Source organism: Tolumonas osonensis (assembly GCF_014202415.1).
GTDB lineage: Bacteria > Pseudomonadota > Gammaproteobacteria > Enterobacterales > Aeromonadaceae > Tolumonas > Tolumonas osonensis.
On sequence record NZ_JACHGR010000010.1, the window covers coordinates 1 to 20,360 of the forward strand.

At 48.4% G+C, this 20,360-nt stretch carries 17 protein-coding genes; 15 read left to right on the top strand and 2 right to left on the bottom strand.

Annotated features, from left to right (window positions below; all coding sequences use genetic code 11):
• Positions 1-96: 96 nt before the first annotated feature.
• Both ybaK and ppnP read right to left on the bottom strand, forming a co-directional pair.
• A complete protein-coding gene (ybaK, locus tag HNR75_RS13510; RefSeq protein WP_188027514.1) occupies positions 97-567 on the bottom strand; it encodes a Cys-tRNA(Pro) deacylase in 471 nt (156 codons plus the stop codon).
• Between the two features lie 361 nt (positions 568-928).
• The gene (gene ppnP / locus HNR75_RS13515) at positions 929-1,210 is read right to left on the bottom strand and encodes a pyrimidine/purine nucleoside phosphorylase (RefSeq protein WP_188027515.1); all 282 of its coding nucleotides are present in this window, start codon (positions 1,208-1,210) and stop codon (positions 929-931) included.
• Between the two features lie 285 nt (positions 1,211-1,495).
• On the opposite strand from ppnP, the gene tssA reads away from it, so the two are divergent.
• Genes tssA through HNR75_RS13590 form a run of 15 tightly spaced genes read left to right on the top strand, consistent with a single transcriptional unit; the run spans position 1,496 to position 20,346 of the window.
• The gene (tssA, locus tag HNR75_RS13520) at positions 1,496-3,043 is read left to right on the top strand and encodes a type VI secretion system protein TssA (RefSeq protein ID WP_188027516.1); all 1,548 of its coding nucleotides are present in this window, start codon (positions 1,496-1,498) and stop codon (positions 3,041-3,043) included.
• Between the two features lie 13 nt (positions 3,044-3,056).
• Positions 3,057-3,548 carry a type VI secretion system contractile sheath small subunit gene (gene tssB / locus HNR75_RS13525; protein ID WP_188027517.1) on the top strand — a complete coding sequence of 164 codons (492 nt, stop codon included), beginning with the start codon at positions 3,057-3,059 and terminating at the stop codon, positions 3,546-3,548.
• Positions 3,549-3,566: 18 nt separating this feature from the next.
• The gene (gene tssC / locus HNR75_RS13530; protein WP_188027518.1) at positions 3,567-5,042 is read left to right on the top strand and encodes a type VI secretion system contractile sheath large subunit; all 1,476 of its coding nucleotides are present in this window, start codon (positions 3,567-3,569) and stop codon (positions 5,040-5,042) included.
• Between the two features lie 2 nt (positions 5,043-5,044).
• Positions 5,045-5,458 (top strand): type VI secretion system baseplate subunit TssE, encoded by a 414-nt coding sequence (gene tssE, locus HNR75_RS13535; RefSeq protein ID WP_188027519.1) that lies wholly within the window; start codon positions 5,045-5,047, stop codon positions 5,456-5,458.
• Positions 5,448-7,205 carry a type VI secretion system baseplate subunit TssF gene (tssF, locus tag HNR75_RS13540; RefSeq protein ID WP_188027520.1) on the top strand — a complete coding sequence of 586 codons (1,758 nt, stop codon included), beginning with the start codon at positions 5,448-5,450 and terminating at the stop codon, positions 7,203-7,205. Before tssE ends, tssF begins: the two co-directional genes overlap by 11 nt.
• Complete coding sequence (gene tssG / locus HNR75_RS13545) at positions 7,169-8,185, top strand: type VI secretion system baseplate subunit TssG (RefSeq protein WP_188027521.1); 1,017 nt, start codon at positions 7,169-7,171, stop codon at positions 8,183-8,185. The genes tssF and tssG overlap by 37 nt, the downstream gene beginning before the upstream one ends.
• On the top strand, positions 8,172-10,787 hold the full coding sequence (tssH, locus tag HNR75_RS13550; RefSeq protein ID WP_188027522.1) for a type VI secretion system ATPase TssH: 2,616 nt from the start codon (positions 8,172-8,174) through the stop codon (positions 10,785-10,787). Before tssG ends, tssH begins: the two co-directional genes overlap by 14 nt.
• 6 nt (positions 10,788-10,793) lie before the next feature.
• On the top strand, positions 10,794-11,786 hold the full coding sequence (locus tag HNR75_RS13555; RefSeq protein ID WP_188027523.1) for a sigma-54 interaction domain-containing protein: 993 nt from the start codon (positions 10,794-10,796) through the stop codon (positions 11,784-11,786).
• Complete coding sequence (locus HNR75_RS13560) at positions 11,783-11,923, top strand: hypothetical protein (protein WP_188027524.1); 141 nt, start codon at positions 11,783-11,785, stop codon at positions 11,921-11,923. Before HNR75_RS13555 ends, HNR75_RS13560 begins: the two co-directional genes overlap by 4 nt.
• A gap of 3 nt (positions 11,924-11,926) precedes the next feature.
• Positions 11,927-13,219, top strand: a complete 1,293-nt coding sequence (gene tagH / locus HNR75_RS13565; protein WP_188027525.1) for a type VI secretion system-associated FHA domain protein TagH — start codon at positions 11,927-11,929, stop codon at positions 13,217-13,219.
• A gap of 5 nt (positions 13,220-13,224) precedes the next feature.
• Positions 13,225-13,818: a type VI secretion system lipoprotein TssJ gene (gene tssJ, locus HNR75_RS13570; protein WP_188027526.1), complete on the top strand. Its 594-nt coding sequence runs from the start codon at positions 13,225-13,227 to the stop codon at positions 13,816-13,818.
• A gap of 56 nt (positions 13,819-13,874) precedes the next feature.
• A complete protein-coding gene (gene tssK / locus HNR75_RS13575) occupies positions 13,875-15,218 on the top strand; it encodes a type VI secretion system baseplate subunit TssK (RefSeq protein WP_188027527.1) in 1,344 nt (447 codons plus the stop codon).
• Between the two features lies 1 nt (position 15,219).
• On the top strand, positions 15,220-16,086 hold the full coding sequence (icmH, locus tag HNR75_RS13580) for a type IVB secretion system protein IcmH/DotU (protein WP_188027528.1): 867 nt from the start codon (positions 15,220-15,222) through the stop codon (positions 16,084-16,086).
• Entirely contained in the window at positions 16,083-19,604 is a 3,522-nt protein-coding gene (gene tssM, locus HNR75_RS13585; protein ID WP_188027529.1) for a type VI secretion system membrane subunit TssM, read from the top strand. The genes icmH and tssM overlap by 4 nt, the downstream gene beginning before the upstream one ends.
• A gap of 7 nt (positions 19,605-19,611) precedes the next feature.
• Positions 19,612-20,346: a PP2C family protein-serine/threonine phosphatase gene (locus HNR75_RS13590; RefSeq protein ID WP_188027530.1), complete on the top strand. Its 735-nt coding sequence runs from the start codon at positions 19,612-19,614 to the stop codon at positions 20,344-20,346.
• Positions 20,347-20,360 lie beyond the last annotated feature (14 nt).

Genomic DNA, 20,360 nt, shown 5'->3' on the forward strand with positions numbered 1-20,360 from the left:
CTAGCGGGGTTTTTGTTTTGGTAAAAATAAAGTAACAACGTACGAATATATTTTCAGCTGTGCTGTCTGCCTGGGTTGCTTTTCGTGGCGATCTGCCTAGAGCCTTTTTTCACCAATATCAGATACAGTGGCATTCAATAGCCGAACTAACTCTAGCGGCTTTATTTCTATTGATATGCCTCGTTTGCCTCCACTGACTAAGATCGAATCAAGATATAACGCACTTTCATCAAGTAATGTGGGTAATATTCTTTTTTGTGCAAACGGGCTAATACCTCCTACTTTATATCCAGTCACTCGTTCTGCTTCAGTTGGTAACATCATGGCTAATTGTTTCAGATGTGCTGCTCTAGCCGAAGCTTTCAGACTTAGTCGCATATTTACCGGTATAATGGCTGTTATTGCATGTTTTTCATGTTGAAGTAACAAAGTTTTAAAGACTTTTTCCTCATCCATGCCTAATTGCTGGGCACAGTGCTTGCCGAAGTCATCATTCACATTACATTCATATGTATGCACTTTGAACTCTGAGCCTATATGTTTTAAATATCGTATAGCGGGAGTCATTTCTGTTTCCTAAATCAGGAATAAAAAACATAGAGCTACTGTTGGTGGGCAGTGAACTATTAACTTTATAAGAATACGCTTTAATTTATGATATTCCACTACAAGATCGTTATCGTTGCAGTTGAGCATTAGGTTAAATCAAAGATAAATATATAAAAATCAATAAATTAATAGGTGATGGTGTGTTTTTTGTGCAGAGATGATTGTGTCGAAAATGATTGGGTTCTATACAGAAAACTGGGAGCTCATAACGTTACACAGTTTTTTGATCAATTAAATTTTGTGTTCATTAAGCAGGCTCTTTATTCATGATAACCATATGACCAGACCTCTAGTCTGGCCATGAAATAACACAATTTGATTATTTAAATTCACACAGATAGGCTGTATCTGTCTCAACCTTCAGTTGAAACTTGCTATTACCTGGTACGTTAAATTCCTGACCTGCGGTAAAAGTTTGCCATTCTGTTGCGCCTGGAAGCAGAACTGTCAATGCTCCTCGGATTACAACCATTAACTCTGGTGCACCAGTACCAAATTCGTACTCTCCCGGAGCCATCACACCCACAGTAGCCCGTTGATCAGCATTATCAAAACCGATTGATTTTACATTACCTGAGAAATATTCATTAACTTGCAACATGGTTCACGCTTCCTTGTAGATAAACGCTCAAAGCATAGCACATGGGCTGCATTTTATGCATCGGAATTCAGCGTCTGACAAGGTTGACAGTTTCATTAAGTTTAATGTTTTTTCTGTAAAATATTACAGTTTTATATTTATTTGAATGTTTACATTCATTTGTTTTTATTCTGCTATTTCTGACAGAAATTATAAAAAGATAGTTAATTTCCCGTTCGTTATGTTGAGCAAAAATTGTTTCTTATTTACCATTCTTGCGCATGGATTTTTTGGATTTTAAATAAGATGAAATTAACGGATTTTGGTGTTATTGATAATATTGTTGCTCCTGTTATTGGGTTCGAAAATCCTGAAGGAGAAGATATTCGATATGATGCTGAATTTGAGGAAATCGAAAATGAAATATCAAAGCTGACCAGCATTCACAGAGATCAAAAAACAGACTGGAAGAATGTCAGATATTTGGGATATAACATTTTAGTGAATCACAGTAAAGATTTACGAGTTCTTTGCTGGTTTTCCTTTTCAGTTTTTAAAAATGATGGTTGTGAACAGTTATCAGAAATATTTATTCTTTTACAAGAATTTATAAAGCGATATTGGGATTCGTGTTTCCCACAAAAAACTCGGGCTCGGTTAGCCATACTAAACTGGCTATTTGAACGGATTGATTATAACGAAAAAGAATACGCTGAAAACCTATCTATAGAATCTCTGGGCTCTCTTATTGCATCGTTTGAATCATGCATTGAGATTCTAGGGGAGAAATTTGGAGATGATGCCCCTTTTCTGCAACCTAAACTTCAGCAACTACGTGATATCCGGCATCGGAGACAGCAACAATATGTAGCTGATACTGCTACAGTTATTAATTCCGCGGTAGTCAGTTCATCTGTAACTATTAGCTCTATTGTACCCACGACAACCACGATTGCAGAAGAGGGCGAAGGAGTTAGGATTGCCCGTTATCTGCAGGAACAATCTCGGGTATTAATCAGCTGGTTTCTGACCAAAGATATCGCAGATCCAAGAGCTTATTTATTAACCCGCAGTTCTGCTTGGTTACAAATAGTGTCCGCTCCGATTGCAGATGCCCAAGGCGTAACAAAGTTAAAACCAGTAACTACCAATAAATTGCAGGAGTACCAGCAAAGACTGGCGGCAAGAGAATACTCGTCGTTGATTCCTGAGCTGGAAATCAGCTTGTCTAAAGCGCCTTTCTGGCTTGATGGACATCATTGGTGCGCACAGGCCCTTGAAGGGTTAGGGCATTGTGAAATGGCTACTCATTTGCGGAATTATTTGTGCTCTTTTCTGAATAAATTTCCATCGTTAATTGATTTACATTTTGATGATGGCTCACCGTTTGCTTCTGAATCTACGAAAGGGTGGTTATCCAACTCTTCGGCCGAGCTGGATGCTGATCATATTTCATTCACCCATCACACATCAGAAGACCAGCCGTGGCTGGCGGCATTAACGTCTGCTCAGGAAAATGCCAGACGTGACAGTTCGTGCCTGAAGCAAGAAATGCGGGCTTTGCAAATACTGGCGAATGCCGCAGAGTCTGGTCGTGACAAAGCTATGTGGCAGCTTTCTTTGGCTAAATTTTGTCAACAATACCAACGTCATGATTTAGCTGTGCTGATTCTTGATGAGCTTTATCAATCCATTGCACAGTATCGCCTTCAGTACTGGGAACCTTTGTTGGTTAAAGAGGTTTTATTGCTGTGGCACACCAGTTTGGAAAAAACAAATGCCAAGCAGCATCAGGACAAAATCAACGAAATAAAAACAAATCTTTATCGCATGGATATATCCATCGCATTTTAATCAGGAGCAAGAAATGGCGGGAAAAGAAGGCTCTGTGGCACCGAAGGAGCGCATTAATGTTACGTTCAAACCTTCCACCGGTGAAGGAATGGAAGAACTGGAATTACCTCTAAAACTGATGATGATTGGTGATTACACCTTAGTTCAGGATGAACAGAAACTCGAAGATCGCAAAGCGATTAACATTAATAAAAATAACTTCAATGAGGTTCTGGAAAATCATGACTTGGGGTTAACGCTGCAAGTTCCTAATCGTCTCAGAGATAACGCTACAGATGATGAATTAGCTGTGAATCTGCAATTCAAGACGATGAAGGATTTTGATCCTGCCAGTCTGGTGCAACAAGTGCCGGAAATGAAGGCATTGATGGAGCTCCGTGATGCCTTGGTGGCATTGAAAGGACCGTTGGGGAATGTTCCCTCTTTCCGTAAAGCAATTGAAGAAGTGCTGACCGATCAGAATGCCAGAGAAAAGGTATTGGCTGAGCTTGGCATGAAAGAATAAAAATAAAGGGTACGGGATATGAAAAAACGAGCAAATGAACAGGCTGTCGCGACGCTGGAGCCTGTGAATATTTTAGATCGCATTATCGCAGAAACCAAACTGACACCTCAGGATGAAGCGTATGACATTGCTAAACGTGGTGTCAGTGCGTTTATTGAGGAGCTATTGAAAAGTAAATCATCGGGCGAGCCGGTTAAAAAAGCGCTGGTCGATAAAATGATTGCCGCGATTGATGAAAAGTTAAGTCGTCAGGTTGATGCGATTTTGCATGATGCCCGTTTTCAGCAAATAGAGTCGGCCTGGCGTGGTCTGAAAATGGTGGTTGATCGCACGGATTTCGATCAGAACATTAAGCTGGAAGTGCTGAACATATCCAAAGAAGATCTGTTGGATGATTTCGAAGATGCGGCAGATATTACACATTCTGGTTTATATAAGCATATGTATACCTCCGAATATGGGCAGTTTGGTGGCGAGCCTGTTGGTGCGATCATTGCGAACTATGCATTCGGTCCGTCTGCGCCCGATGTGAAAACGCTGCAATATGCATCCTCAGTCGCAGCTATGGCGCATGCGCCTTTTATTTCAGCTGCCGGACCTAAATTCTTCGGACTGGAAAGTTTTGAAGGGTTGCCGAATATTAAGGATCTGAACGATCATTTTGATGGCCCTCAATACACGAAATGGCAAAGCTTCCGCGAAACGGAAGACAGTCGTTATGTTGGCCTGACTTTACCTCGTTTCCTGTTGCGTCAACCGTACAGCCCGGAAGATAACCCGGTAAAAACTTTCGTTTATAACGAAGATGTTTCTGTAACGCATGAGCACTATCTGTGGGGTAATTCTGCGTATGCTTTTGCCACCCGCCTGACTGAGAGTTTTGCCAAATATCGCTGGTGTCCGAATATCATTGGCCCTCGTTCCGGTGGTGCGGTGAATGATCTTCCATTGCATCATTTCGAGAGCATGGGGGAAATTGAAACCAAGATCCCTACGGAAGTACTGGTTTCAGATCGTCGTGAATATCAATTGGCAGAACAAGGGTTCATTTCGCTAACGATGCGTAAAGGCTCTGATAATGCAGCATTTTTCTCGGCTAACTCAGCGCAAAAACCAAAATTCTTTGGTAACAGCGAAGAGGGTAAAAAAGCAGAATTGAACTACAAGCTCAGTACTCAGTTGCCTTATATGTTTGTGGTTTGCCGTTTGGCTCATTACATCAAGGTTCTGCAACGTGAACAGATTGGCTCATGGAAAGAACGCACTCAGCTGGAAACCGAGCTGAATAAGTGGCTGCGACAATACATTGCCGATCAGGAAAACCCTCCGGCAGAGGTACGTAGTCGTCGTCCGCTGCGGGCCGCACAGATCACCGTAGAAGATGTGGATGGTGAGCCAGGCTGGTACCGCGTTGGTATCGCAGTCCGTCCACATTTCAAATTCATGGGTGCCGATTTCACTCTTTCTCTCGTCGGCAAGCTCGATAAGGAATAAGAGTGGGCTATGGCAGTCTGTTTGAACGACTGAACGGCGAAACGGTCGGCCGCGATAAGCGGCTGACCGAGGAGAGTCTGGCTGCTTCCATACTGAATCATTTGAATAAATTACTGCAAACCCGGCAGGGCACGGTGCATTGCTTACCTGAATACGGATTGCCGGATTTGAATGATGCAAATGCCAGTATCTATGACTCGATTAACCGTATCCGTCGTCATGTGGAATGGGCTATCAACTGTTATGAACCAAGATTGACGAATGTCAGGGTGGCGCATGCGCCCGATGCAGCGAATCCTCTTGCGCTGAAATTCCGCATAACAGGAACGATGCAGAAAGATGGATTTATTGGGGCGCTGGCGGTTGGCGTTGATGTTTGTGGTGGTTCTGAACTGAGGTTACAGCGTGTCGTTTAACCAATATTTCCAGAATGAGTTACTGGCACTAAAAGAACTGGGGCAGGATTTTTCCCAGAGGAATCCTGCACTGGCGCCTTTTCTCAGTCAGGATGGCCGGGATCCCGATGTTGAACGTTTATTTGAAGGCTTTGCGTTTATCTCTGGTCGTCTGCGGCAAAAAATAGATGACGAATTACCAGAGCTGAGCCATTCATTGCTGCAGTTGTTGTGGCCAAATTACCTGCGGCCGATCCCCAGTTTCAGTATGCTGGAGTTTGAGCCGGTATATCAGGCCAATCAAACGCCGGTCGTGCCCAAAGATGCCGGTCTTTCTGCTATGCCAGGAAAATCAGTGAACGGGAAATTCCTGACATGTTTTGATACTACTTTGCAGCCTTTGCAGATACAGGATGTGAATTTCTATCCGCAAGGTGATGCGGGCATGATACAGATCCAGCTGTTGCCGATAGCGGATGTCATGATTGCCGAGCTGTCCCTTTCATCATTGCGTCTGCATTTTTCCGGTGAACGGGCGATTTCCACTTCATTGTATTTCAGCTTATTGCAACTGACGCAGCGTGCGGCATTACTGCTAAAAGATGAGCTCGGGCAAACGCTGGAGCGGTTTGCTCTGGATGCGAACGAGATCCGTGCAGTCGGTTTCGGTAAACATGAACGCTTGCTGGATTATCCGCTCAACTGCTTTGATGGCTATGTATTGCTGCAGGAATATTTCTGTTTCCCGCAGAAATTTCTTTTTGTGGACATCGATGGTCTGGCAGTGTTGCAGCATGCTCAGCATAAAGAACAGGCATGCAGTATTGCACTGGAATTTGAATTATCCCGTACGCCTATGCTGCATTTTCAGCCGAAGAAAGAAAATGTGCATCTGCATTGTTCGCCAGTGGCTAATGTCTTTAAAACGCATGCGATCCCAGTTCGTTACGATCAGCGCCAGACGGAATATAAAGTTATTCCGGCGGAGAATGGACTGGAAACATCAAACATAGTGTCTGTAGATAGCGTGACGGGGTGGTTGCCGGGTGATATCGGCATGCGGGAATTCACTCAATTTGAAAGTTTCCGTAACTACGCTGATGAAGACGGTCATGCGTACTATCGTGTCCGTTATAAACCCGGGATCGGGCATCATGGCTCCGAAACTTGGCTGAGTTTTAATAATACCCAATTGGGCGGACAGATAGCGGAGACGATCTCTGTCGAACTGACATGCTGTGATCATACGCTGGCTCAGCATATAACGCCGGGTGATTTGTGTGTTGCTGGCGATGGCATGCCGCAATATGCCAGCTTCCGCAATATCACAGGATTATCAGTCACGTACCCTCCACCGATGTCAGGCGATACGCTGTGGCGCATTATCTCAAATATGTCTCTGAACTATCAATCGCTGGCAGATGTTCAGGCTTTGCGTGTGGTGCTGGAAACGTATGACTTCCCGGGCATCTATGACGACAAGCAGGCGCGCCGCACCCGGAAAATGCTGGAAGGGATCCGGGGTATTACCCAGAAGGCCAGTGATCGTATCTGGCATGGATTACCTGTCCGGGGGATGTGCACTGAAATTGAGATGGATGTGTCTCACTTCCTGTGTGAAGGCGATATGTTTTTGTTTGCAGCGATTCTGAATGAGTTTTTCTGCAGTTTTACCAGTCTTAATACGTTTCATCAGTTACAGGTGAAAAGCAGTGACGGAGCGATTTACACATGGGTACCGCGCATGGGTCAGCAAGTGCTGAACTGATGGCCGGGCCCTTCGTTGGCTCAGTCAGAAGTTACAGTTTATTTCAGGCGATTGATTTGTGCTGTAAATGGCTGGCACAGATTAATCAGATGGATGATATTCAGGCTTATAAGCTTATTGCTTTCGTTGGGAATACCTCTCTGGCATTTCCGAAAACCGATATTGAAGAAGCTTATTTTTATCTGGAAGACAACGTTGTCAGAGCAAAGTTTGTCATTAACAGCATCAATTTGTTTGGTGCCGGTTCGCCATTGCCTGCCCATTATTATGAATCGATTGCCTGTGATGATGAGCAGGGTAAGCGGGTTCGTGATTTTCTGGATTTGTTCAATCAGAGGCTGCAGGCACTGATTTATCCGATCTGGAAAAAATACCGCTACTACATGCAGTTTACATCGTCTGCGAATGACGCATTTTCCGCGCGGATGTTTGCACTGATTGGTTTGGGTTATCCGGAACTGCGTCACAGCAGCCGGATTCAATGGCCCAAGCTGCTGCCCTACCTCGGTCTACTGAGTATTAAAGTGCAATCGGCGGCGCTACTGGAAGCGGTGCTGAGGTATTACTTCAATCACAAAGCGTTGTTTATTGAACAGTGTGTATTGCGTCAGGTTCAGATCCCGGTGCAGCAACGGAATCAGTTGGGTAAAGCCAATCATCGCTTGAGCCAGAGTCTGGTGCTGGGCGACAGCATAGCGGATCGGCGTACTACATTTCGTATCCATATCCGGGAGCTGGACTGGGATACCTTTCACTATTTTCTTCCTATCGGCGAAGGCTATGCCGTATTGCGTGAGCTGGTGGGATTCATCCTACGGGAACCTCTGGAATATGACATCAGTTTGTCGATGCCGGCACGGTCATCGCAGCCCATGATGCTTTCCAATAATAAATGCCGGTTGGGCTGGACCTCCTGGTTTGGTCTGGAGGCTGCCGACGGCACCATTACAGTCGCGGGAAATATCAATGATAACCATTAAGTTAGACGAGCTGATCGATGCTCTGGCTTCGTCAGAAAAACAAGCGCTGGAACAAGCTGCTAATTATTGTGTTGGGCGGGCGGGCAGTGAAATTCTGGTCGAGGATTATTTACTGGCTTTGCTGGATAAACCGGATAGCTTTCTCAACCAGGTCTTTCTGCAGTTTTCTCTGAATGCAGAGATGTTGCGGACCGCATTGCTGAAATCGGTTGAACGTTTCAAAAAGGAAAGCCGTAATCCGGTCTTTTCTTCGACGCTGGTGAGCTGGCTGGAAGAGGCCTATTTCATTGTCAAATTACAGCTGCAGCAAGCATCGGTTTCCTGTATCGCATTGATCCTGGCCATTGTAGATCATCCTGAAAAATATGCGCGTACCTGTTACGGACAATTCTTTTCTGATATTCCCCGTGAACAGCTGATGGCGTTGCTGGATGGCCTGCAGGCAGAAGCGTTGTCCGGCTTGCCAAAGAACGGCGCTGACTCTGTCTTAAAGCAATACACGAAAAACTATACAGAACTGGCCAGAAACGGAAAGCTGGATCCGGTGTTGTGCCGTGATGAAGAGATCCGGCAGGCGATCGATGTTCTTTCCCGTCGCCGGAAAAATAATCCCATTCTGGTTGGTGAGGCGGGAGTGGGCAAGACTGCGGTAGTTGAAGGTCTGGCTCAGCAGATTGTGGCTGGCCTGGTGCCACCGGCGCTGGCGGGCATTGAGCTGCTGGAGCTGGATATGGGACTGCTGCAGGCTGGGGCCAGTGTGAAAGGGGAGTTCGAGCGCCGTCTGAAGGCTGTGATCGATGAGGTGATCGCCTCTCCGAAGCCGATTGTTTTATTTATCGATGAGGCTCATACCCTGATCGGTGCCGGTGGACAAGCTGGCGGCGGTGATGCGGCCAATCTGCTCAAGCCAGCTTTGGCTCGGGGAGAATTACGCACGCTGGCAGCGACCACCAGGAGTGAATATAAAAAATATTTTGAAAAAGATCCCGCACTGGCTCGTCGCTTTCAGCCTATTCAGGTGCTGGAGCCGACCGTCGAGCAGGCGGTGACTATCTTACGGGGTCTGGTTTCCCGTTATGAAATGGCGCACGGAGTGTATCTGCGTGATGATGCTGTAGTGGCAGCCGCAGAATTGTCGGCTCGTTACTTATCAGGCCGTCAGCTGCCGGATAAAGCTATCGATCTGCTGGATACAGCCTGTGCCCGTGTGAAAAACAGTCAGCATGCCACACCTGTGAAATTGCAGATACTGGCGTCATCATTGGCGGAAAAACAACGTCTGCAGTCGGCCTTATTACGGGATCAGCAACATGGTCAGGCCGTTGACACAGATGAACTATCGAAGCTGGCCCAGATTATCCCACAATTAGAACAGGCTCATGGCCAGTTACTGGCGCTCTGGCAGGAACAACAAGTGCTGGCCGGGCAATTAATTGCCCGTCGGTCGGCTGCACCGGCTTCTGCTTCTTGTATTGAGCCTGATACCAGCCAGCAGACGGAACATGAGCCAAGTTATGAATCAGTAGCTGAGGCATCTACCAAGCTGCTGATGAAGCTGACGGAACATCAGCAGTTATATGGTGTCCTGCTCCATTATGAAGTCACGCCACATGTGGTTGCCGACGTGATCTCAGGTTGGACTGCTATTCCGGTTGAAAATCTGATTGAAGCACCTTCGGCCAGAGTAGTTGAGTTTGCCGATCGGCTGCGTGCGCGTATTCGCGGCCAGGAACATGCCGTTTCATTAATTGAGCGGGCAGTCAAAGCCACAGCTGCTGGTCTGGGGAATCCTCAGGCGCCGACCGGGGTGTTTTTACTTGCTGGGCCAAGCGGGGTTGGTAAAACAGAAACCGCCGTAGCCGTGGCTGACTTGCTGTATGGTGGAGAGCGGTTCCTGACTACCATCAATATGTCTGAATTTCAGGAAAAACACGCACTTTCCCGTCTGATTGGTTCGCCTCCCGGCTATGTCGGATATGGCGAGGGTGGTGTATTGACTGAGTCCGTGCGTCAGCGTCCTTATTCTGTCATTTTGCTGGATGAGGTGGAAAAGGCGGATCCGGATATTCTGAACCTGTTCTACCAGATCTTTGATAAAGGGATAGCCAATGACGGTGAAGGCAGAACCATCAACTTCCGCAATACACTGATATTTATGACATCTAATCTGGCATCAGAACAAATCAGTAAACTGGCTGCCAGTGAAGAGCCTGTGACCACAGAAGCGATGACCGAAGCGATCCGTCCTGTACTGGCAAAGCATTTCAAACCGGCATTGCTGGCCCGCATGAGCATTATCCCTTACCTGCCCATCGCCAAAGAGGTCATGCACGAATTGGTGGTCATGCGGCTGGAAAAACTGTCACAACGGATTGCGTCCAGAGGGATTGCGCTGACGTTTGAACCGGCGGTTGTTACGGCCATTGCCGACAATTGTACCCGTACCGATACAGGTGCCAGAAATATTGATTTTCTGGTGAATAACCACCTGTTGCCTGCGATTTCAGACCGGATACTGAAAGCACTGATACAGCAAGAGTGTCTCCATGAAATCCGGGTGACACAAGATGAAAACGGTGATTTTGAACTGATTATCGGATAACCCCTAATGACTATTACAACAAAGAAAGCCGCTCAGCGGCAGGAGCCGGATAATCCATATGCATTGATTGGCGGCAGCCCATTAATGAAGCAGGTTTATCGTCTGATTTCTAAAGTGTTGCACAGCGAAGCGAACATCCTGTTAACCGGAGAGACGGGAACCGGGAAAGAGCTGGTTGCCAGAGCGATTCATGAGTATGGACATCGGCGTACGCAGCCTTTTGTCGTGCAGAACTGTGCCAGCTTACCGGACGGGTTGTTGGAAAGTGAGCTGTTTGGCTATAAGAAAGGTGCTTTCACTGGCGCTGACCGGAATCATCAGGGGATGTTTGATGCCGCCCATAATGGCATTTTGTTTCTGGATGAAATCGGCGATTTACCACTGACATTACAGGCGAAATTATTGCGGGTACTGCAGGAACAGGAAGTACGTCCGTTGGGGAATACGCAATATCACAAGATTAATGTCCGGGTGATTGCTGCCACGCACCGGAATCTGGAAGAGATGGTGGCCCAAGGGGAATTCCGTAGTGACTTGTATTACCGCCTGGCCCATTTTCCGATCGAATTACCGCCATTGCGTGAGCGCGATGACGATATCAGAAAACTAGCGCAGGCATTTCTTGATGAAGTGGCAGAGCGTGATCACCGGGCCGAACTAAGGCTTTCTGCCACAGCAGAGCAAGCGTTACAACGATATGAATTTCCCGGCAATGTTCGTGAATTAAAAAGCATGATCGAGCGGGCGGTGTTGCTGGCTGATGATACGGACAGTATTGAAATTCATCATTTTCCCAACCTTCCGCTGACAGTATCACCTGTACACGGTGGCATGCTGAAAGACATGGTCGATCGCTATGAGCGGCAGGTATTGATCGACAGTCTGAAAAAGCACCGAGGTAATCAGAAAAATACCGCGATGGCACTGGGGGTCGCGCGCCGCACTCTGCTTTATAAACTCAATAAACACAACATCAATTCGCAGGAGTGGAGAGCATGATGCGTCTTGTCATTTCGGTATGTTTAGCCTGTGTGTTAGCCACGGCGTGTACGAAACGGGAAGGATATCGTTATTTAGGTGATACCGCGCCAAACCAGCAGGCATCTCAACAGCCTCAGCAGAATGAACAGGAGTAGGTCATGCAACTGGTTCTGGATCTGGTGAACGCGGCTGAGCGATCTGCGGCACAAAAAAGTGTGGCGACATTCCGGCAAGTGGGCGGAACCATTGGCCGCTCGGAAACGGCGACCTGGGTATTGACTGATCGCTGCCGTCATATTTCCGGTGTTCATGCCGAAATCAGCTATGAAAGAGGCGTTTATTATCTGACGGATCGTAGTACCAACGGTACCTACGATGTGAATAAAAATGCCCGTTTACAGAAAAACGAAGAATACCCGATTGAGCATGGCGATAGTTTCCGGATGGGGGATTTTGTGTTTAAAGCGCGGGTGTTGCAGGCTGCCGATCATTTCGCACGCCAAAGTGTCGGTGGTGCAGCGAATATTGCTGCCTTGATCCCGGATGACGAATTTCTGCAGGTGGATCCGCTGGCGATGTTAGATGTGCCAGAAACAGATGATTTTGATTTGGGGGCGTTCACGGCGGGCTGGAGTGATGATTTTGCCTTGAATGATCCGTTTGATGATTTGGATGAGCCGTTTATTTCCCCCACATTGACATCAGTTTCGCTTGCGCCACAAGAAGCGTCGGCACTCGCTGAACTGGGTATCTCTCATCCGGTGCCTATTCGGCCTGTGCCGTCCAAAGTCAGGAAGATGACACCCCCACAGATTGAATCAACGGCAGTAATCGCGGATGCCGGTGAAGTACCACAAAAGGTGTTACAGATTTTAGGTGAGACGCTGGATTTTGATTTCACCCGCCTGACTGACGAGGAGCTGGAACCGGTGTTGCGGAATCTTGGGGCGCTGACCAGACAGGCGGTACAGGGCTTACAGCAGGTATTAAGAACGCGGGCTGATATCAAAAACAAGCTGCGTCTTGGCAGCACGATGGTGCAGGAAAGCGGCAATAACCCGCTGAAACTGTCCGGTAATTATGAGCAGACGCTGAATTGTATGTTGCTCGGACAAATGGGGTATTTGTCTGGTCCGCAGGCAGTTCGCATGGCGTTAAAGGATATTCAGGCGCATCAGGTCGCCAGTTTCGCCGCGAGCAGAACGCTCCTCGATGCTGCATTCGAACAGCTATCGCCGACACAGTTGGTTTATCGCTTTGAAACTGCAAGTAAACCAGGGAAGTGGAGTAATAAGGATGCGTATTACTGGCAACAATACCAGTTACACCATCAGAAACTGTCTGGTGATCAGGAGTGGCGGCAGAGCCAGTTTATTAAAGATTACGCACGGGTATATGAAGAGCAGGCGCAATACATTAATGCGGCCTGGTCAGAGTTCGACGCACGGTGATGACAATGAAAAAAATAATGTTGATAACCACATTGGGTTTATTGCTGGGAGCATGCAGTAGTACACCGGATCCGACGTTATTGGATCTGACGATGACCGCGGATGCTGACCTGAATCCGGATCTCGCTAGCAGACCATCACCGATGGTCGTCAAACTGGTGGAAATGAAATCACACACGGCGTTTGAAAATGCAGATTATTTCTCGCTGGTGGGCAATACCAAAAGTGTTCTGGGGCCGGATTTTGTGGCAGAGGAAACATTACCGATCAGACCGGGCGAACGTAAGCAATTTAAATTACGCATGCATCCGGATACCGGTTTTATCGGGGTCATTGCCGAATACCGGACTATTGATAAAGCCGTCTGGCGTTATGTCATACAGCCAAAAACCGAGGACTTTTCGGATATTCACCTGGCGCTGACTAAAGACGCAATCCGACCGCTGACTGATATCAAATATGACGATAAGAAAAAGGATGGTATGTCAATCAATTCTGCACAGGTGCAGCAACACGCATCGACGGTTCAGAGCGGATATAACATGGCGACCGGAACCAGCCAGGCTACGAACGTCATTTCCGCCATTCCGGCAAAGTAACTGTGGTTAATACGTAAACCGGGCCAGATCTTAAAAAATAATAACACGGGATAAACATGGACAAAATCGTATGGCAGGAAGGGATGCTGCTACGGCCGCAGCATCTTCAACAGCAGGATCGGTATTATCAGCAGCAAACCCGGCATTTGCTGCAAACCGCAACACCGAATAATTGGGGTTTTTTTGAAATAGCCATTGATCAGCAATATTTGATGATGGGCAAAATCGTTATCTCCCATGCCGCAGGTATTCTGCCGGATGGAACGCTGTTCAGGATCGGTGAAAGTGATCAGCCCGTCATAGAGGTCAAAAAAGATCTCTACGATGCGGTGGTGTATCTGGCGTTGCCGTTAGTGACGGGTAATACAGTTGAAAACAGGCTGGCAGATGAACAGCAGGTCATTACGCCGTTCGTCAGTTTTGAGAAGCTGGTTTATGACACCAATTACGGTGAACGAAACAGCTGTGCTGTGCTGTGTTGCCGGCATGATTTTCGCCTGTTAGTCGGGCAAAGCGAAAATAACAATGCACTTCAGGACGAAGCCAGCTGGATAAAAATGCCGTTATGCCGCATCGCGGATGTTGGTTCCGACGGGGTGGTAACACTGGATGCGCAGTTCCAGCCTAGTTATCTGCATTTCGGTGAATGCGACCAGTTCCAGAGCTATCTGCGGGAACTGGTTAATATGCTGGCGAACCGGGGTGAAACACTGGCTGGGCGGATCCGCAATACCGGGCGTTTTGGTACATCAGAAGTCGGTGACTTCCTGATGCTGACGCTGATCAACCGAAACGAAACACGGCTGCGCCATCTGTTGCAACTCAGACAGATCCATCCCGAACGCGTATTCATGGAAATGGCGTCGCTGCACAGCGAACTGGCATCATTCAGCGGCGACAGTCGTCGCCCACTGACGGATCTGACGTACTCCCATGCCGCACAACAAGCCTGTTTCAGCAGGATTATGGGTGAACTGCGGCAGCATCTCAGTCAGGTTATTGAACAACATGCGCTGGAGCTGCCCCTGCAGACCCGCAAATACGGCATCCTGGTTTCCCCGCTGCAGGACAAATCATTACTTGAGAATGCGCAGTTTATTCTGACGGTACAGGCTGACTGTGAACAGGAACAATTGCGTGTCCGTTTACCGGCACAGATGAAAGTCGGGCCGGTTGAGCAAATCCGGCAGATGGTCAATCTTCACCTGCCTGGGATCAGCCTGCGCCCGCTTGCCGCCGCACCCCGCCAACTGCCATTTCATGCCCGTCAGCTCTATTTCTCGCTGGAAGTGGATGCTGCTATGCGCTCTCAGCTGGAAAGCTCCGGTGGTTTTGCGATGCATGTCGCCGGTGAATTTCCGGAATTAAAACTTAATCTCTGGGCGATAAGGAACAGCTGACATGGCCATGGCGAACACTGAACATACTGTATTTCTCGGACACAGGGAGACGGATGATGAAGAAATTATCGTCCCGTTACCCAAAGCGAAAACGAATACCTCGGCGCGTTATCAACAGTTGGATGACCGGATGATTTATGCCGCGCGGCTGAGAGATGAGAAAGTCCTGCACATTGGGATTAATCCGCTGCTGGCGGCTGCATCACCTTTGTTTCAGGCTATTGTGGAGGTTGCTGCCGAAGGTTACGCCGCGCCGGCCGGCCTGAAAGATGAACTGGTCAAACGCATTAAAGATTTTGAGTTCATGGCGTTATCTCAGGGGTGTGACAACACCGAAATTATCGCATCGCGTTATGTGTTGTGTACTGCTCTGGATGAGGCGATTACCACAAAACCCTGGAGTGCCCGTCTGGACTGGACCAAAAACAGCCTGCTGATCATTTTTCATAACGAAACCAGCGGCGGGGAAAAGCTGTTCCAATTGCTCGACAAGTTATCCCGTAATCCGGCCAGACATATCAACGTGCTGGAGCTGGTTTATGTCTGCCTGAGCCTTGGCTATGAAGGTAAATACCGGGTGCTGCAACGGGGCTTGTCTGAACTGGATGCCATCCGCAACAGCTTATATCAGCAGATCCGTATGATACGTGGTGAACAGCAAAAGGATCTTGCGATCAACTGGCAATCAGTCACACCGGGCAGGCAGAAACTGCCGTTGTATGTTCCGGTCTGGCTGATCGTGATGATGGCGCTCTGTTGTCTTGGGCTGGTCTATGCCGGTTTTGATTATGTACTAGATCAGCAAACACATGTTGTGACCTCGCTGTATCAGGAAGCCGCTCAGGAACAGGGAAATAACGCACAATGAGAAATTTCTTTCGCCGCTGTGGCCACACATTAAAGCAAACCTGGTGCTGGACGTTATTGCTGACATTAGCCTTTTGTGCGTTGGTGTTCTTCGTCGGACCGCTGATTGCCATCGCCGGTCGCATCATTTTGGGGCCATTAGATACCCGTATTATGGTGGTGATCCTGTTACTGGCTTGCTGGCTGGTAGCGTTGTTGCTGGCGCAGCCATTACAGAAACGACGTCGCCGGAAAATGCTGAATGCGGAACAATTAAAAACCGAATTGGAAAACGATGAACAGATTGACGATGAACTGCACATTCTGAAAGAGCGTCTGGCTAAGGCCATTCATGTGATCAGACACTCCAGCTTTTACGGTAAGCGCCGGGCCTCCCGTTATGAGCTGCCCTGGTACCTGCTCATGGGCGATCAGAACAGTGGCAAAACTGCCTTGCTGGAAAATTCGGGAGTAGATTTTCCTCTGAATAAAACTGATGAGCGCATGACGAAAGATATCGGTCATACCCGTTATTGTGACTGGTATTTTGCCAATCAGGCCGTAATGATTGATGCCAGCGGTCGCTATATGCTGCAGGAAGAACACTCCGTCGCGGCAAAAGTCTGGCCGCAATTTCTGCAAATGCTTTATCAGAAACGCCGGCGCCGTCCGCTCAATGGCATCGTATTTACACTGGATGTTGGTCAGTTGCTAAACCAGAATGAGGGAACACTTGAGCAATATGCCCGGACAGTTCGCGGGCGGGTACAACAGATCCAGTCTCAGCTTTGCTCTGATATCCCAGTTTATCTGGTGCTGAGCAAAGGTGATTATCTGGAAGGGTTCAATGCCTTTTTTGAGCAACTGACCAAGGAAGAACGGGAGCAGATCGTCGGGATAACCTTTAAAGACAACACTGACGGTACCCGGGCAGATGTATTGCATACGGAGTTTGAAGAACTTATCCGCCGTATCAATGATATGGTGTTATCGCGGATCCACAATGAACGTGATATCAAGCGGCGTGGTGACATCATCCGTTTCCCGCTGCAATTTGCGGCCATTATTGAACCGCTGGCGCTATTTGTGGAAATCGCTTTCGGGCGTAATCGCTATCATCTGCCGACCCGGTTGCGGGGCATCTACCTGACCAGTGCGCCGCATATTGATGTGCATAACTCATTGAATGAAAAGACGATCAATATTGGTCGCAGTCTGGGATTACAACGGGAATTGCTGCCGTTTGCAGCACAGAACCGCGGATTTTTTATTCGCCGGGTGCTTGAGGATATCGTCTTTAATGAAGGCGATCTGGCGACGATAGATACCCGTTATGACCGGGGCATGCGCTGGACCAACCGTTTTGCCTGTCTGAGTGCCCTGATTGTCGTGCTGGGGCTCGGCTCGGCCTGGATGCGGGTATTTTATGACAACAGTACCCGTCAGCAGACCCTACGGGATCTCTATGTGAAAGTGGGTAATGAACAGCAGAAGATCCCGCTGGTAGCTGATGCTCCGGCTGTTCTGCCGGTATTACATACCTTGCGTCAGGCTACTGACGTTTATCCGCAAAGTAACCAGGCGGACTGGATTTATAAGCTGAGCCTGCATCAGGGAACCCGGATTAATCCGGTGGTAGGCGCTGCCTATGAACAGCAACTCCGCAAACTCATGCTGCCGCAGGTCAAACAATTACTGGAAGAACAACTGCGGGCCGACACCGATGATCGGGATTATCTGATGAAGACGTTGCGGGCCTATCTGATGCTGCATGATAAATCCCGCCTGGATAAAAGCTACCTGCGTCACTGGATCAGCCTATCCTGGGCGGATCTGTATAGCGGGCAGGCAACGTTGCAAAACAGTTTGCAGGATCATTTCGACAAACTGCTGAGCATCGGTTTTGAGCCGGTCGAGCTGGATTATCGTCTGGTGGAGGATACTCAAAACCTGCTGAAGCAGGAGTCGCCAGCTAGGCTGGTTTACCGGATGATCAAGGAGGATCCATTAGCCATTACCCTGCCGGCTGTACATTTTGATGATGTGCAGGGATTGCAGTATCACAGCTTCATTGGCGGTGAATACAACATTCCTGGACTTTACACCCAACGGGGTTACCAGGATGTGTTCCTGCGTAAAGGTCTTTCCTTAATCAAAGATATCATGCGGGATAACTGGGTACTGGGCACGTCTGATGATATGAGTGAGCGAGAGTTCCAGAAGGTATATGCCGACGTGGAGAACCTCTATTTTCAGGATTACATCAGTTACTGGAATGAGGCGATTGGTCAACTGCAACTGGTGGCCATGAGCGATATCCAGGATGCCAGCAATACCCTGAGCAATCTGAATAATAACCAGCCGATACAGCGCATGCTGGCTTTGATTCGGGATAACACCCTGTTCCAATTGCCGGAGTCCGTAACAGATGATGCGGAAGATGCTGTACTGAAAAAGACGGGTAAAAATAAACTGGCGAAGGCGCTGGTTGCCAAAGCCGGGTCGGCGTTGGAAGAAGCGCAGAGTAAAGGGCCCAAGCAGGCGCTGGCGCTGAAGTTCGCGCCATTCCATCAGCTGGTTCAGGAAAACGGTGCGCCATCACCGGCGCTGGCGGATGCCCTGACCGCACTGAATGCCATTCAGGCCATGTTCTCCGGGCTGGCACATGCGCCGGATATGGATGCTGCCGCCTATCAGATGGCCAGTAACCGCATGTCCGGTCGGCCTGACGAGTTAACTCAGATCAGGATTGCGGCAGAACGACTGCCTGAGCCGGTTCGCTCCTGGTTTACTGAAATCGGTGATCTGACCTGGCGTCTGACGCTGGATAAAGCGGCGGATTATGTGCAGATGCAATACCGGACTGATGTACTGGCAACCTATGAGAACACCATCAAAGGGCGTTATCCGTTTGTCGATGCCGAGAAAGACGTCACCTTAGGCGATTTCAATGAGTTCTTCAAAAAGGGAGGAGTACTGGATCAGTTTGTCGCCGGGCCACTGAAGCCCTTCTTTATGGTCAGAAGCGGAGAATTATTATCCCGTTCCATCGACGGGCAGAGTATTCGTCTCAGCCGGGTCACACTGCAGCAATTTCAACGCGCCACACAAATCCAGAAAGCATTCTTTACCGGTGCCAACGGACAGGCGGGTGTGAATTTTAAAATTCAGCCGCTGGAACTGGATCCAGGGTCACTCAAATCGGTATTTGCCTATTCCGGCCAATCGCTGGTGTATCAGCATGGCCCGATCGTGCCGATGGATCTGAGCTGGCCGATGACTCAGGGTAACAGCGAAGCCAGTATCGTCATGCAGGATCTGAATGGTCGGGAATCATTACTGACCAAGCAAAGTGGTCCATGGTCTTTATTCCGTTTACTGGATCGGTGCCGTGTGCAGACTGTTGGGGGGGAAGATCAGCTGAAAATGACGATTGATAATAAGGGTTCTCAGGCGCAATACCTGTTCTCCGGCAGTCATAGTCCGAATCCGCTGCGGCGTAGCTTGTTAACCGGATTTGAACTACCGGCACATCTGTGAGCAGACCATGCTGAGATGTAGCACAGGAAAACGCTGGTCGTCCGCTGCGGCGACCAGTGCCGGGAATGTCCGCCGTGCCAATGAGGATACTTATCTTATTGATGCCCGGAATGGGGTCTGGGTTGTGGCTGACGGAATGGGCGGACATCAATTTGGATGTGTTGCCAGTCGGATGGTTGCCGAATCATTACTTAGTATTCCTTATGAGTCTGATTTGGATAGGCGGCTGGAATATGCCGCCAATGCGCTGCAGTGGGTTAATTTTCACCTCAGTTGCGAACGTACCCTGACCGAACCGGAACAAATCATTGGCTCGACCGTCATGGCGTTGATTGCACATCCTGACCGCGCTGCCTGCCTGTGGGCTGGTGATAGCCGCTGTTATTTATTACGGCGTGGCGTCTTGTATCAAATCAGCGAAGATCACAGCCTGGTACAGCAGTGGGTCAATGCCAGGCGGCTCACACCTGAAGCGGCGATGCTGCACCCTAAAAGTAATATTGTGACCCGGGCGATAGGTGTCTGCCGGGAACTGGTGCTGGAAAGTGCCGAACTGGAAATGTATCCGGGGGATATGTTGCTGCTCTGCACAGACGGACTTTACCGGGAATTATCATCAGACATTATCATTCGTAGCTTGAGTGAGTCTGAACCGGAAAAGGCCGTTCGGCGGTTGATGCAGCATGCGCTGGCCGGAGAGGCAAAAGATAATATTACTGCTGTTGTTGTCCGGAATAATTAAACGAGCCAGAACAA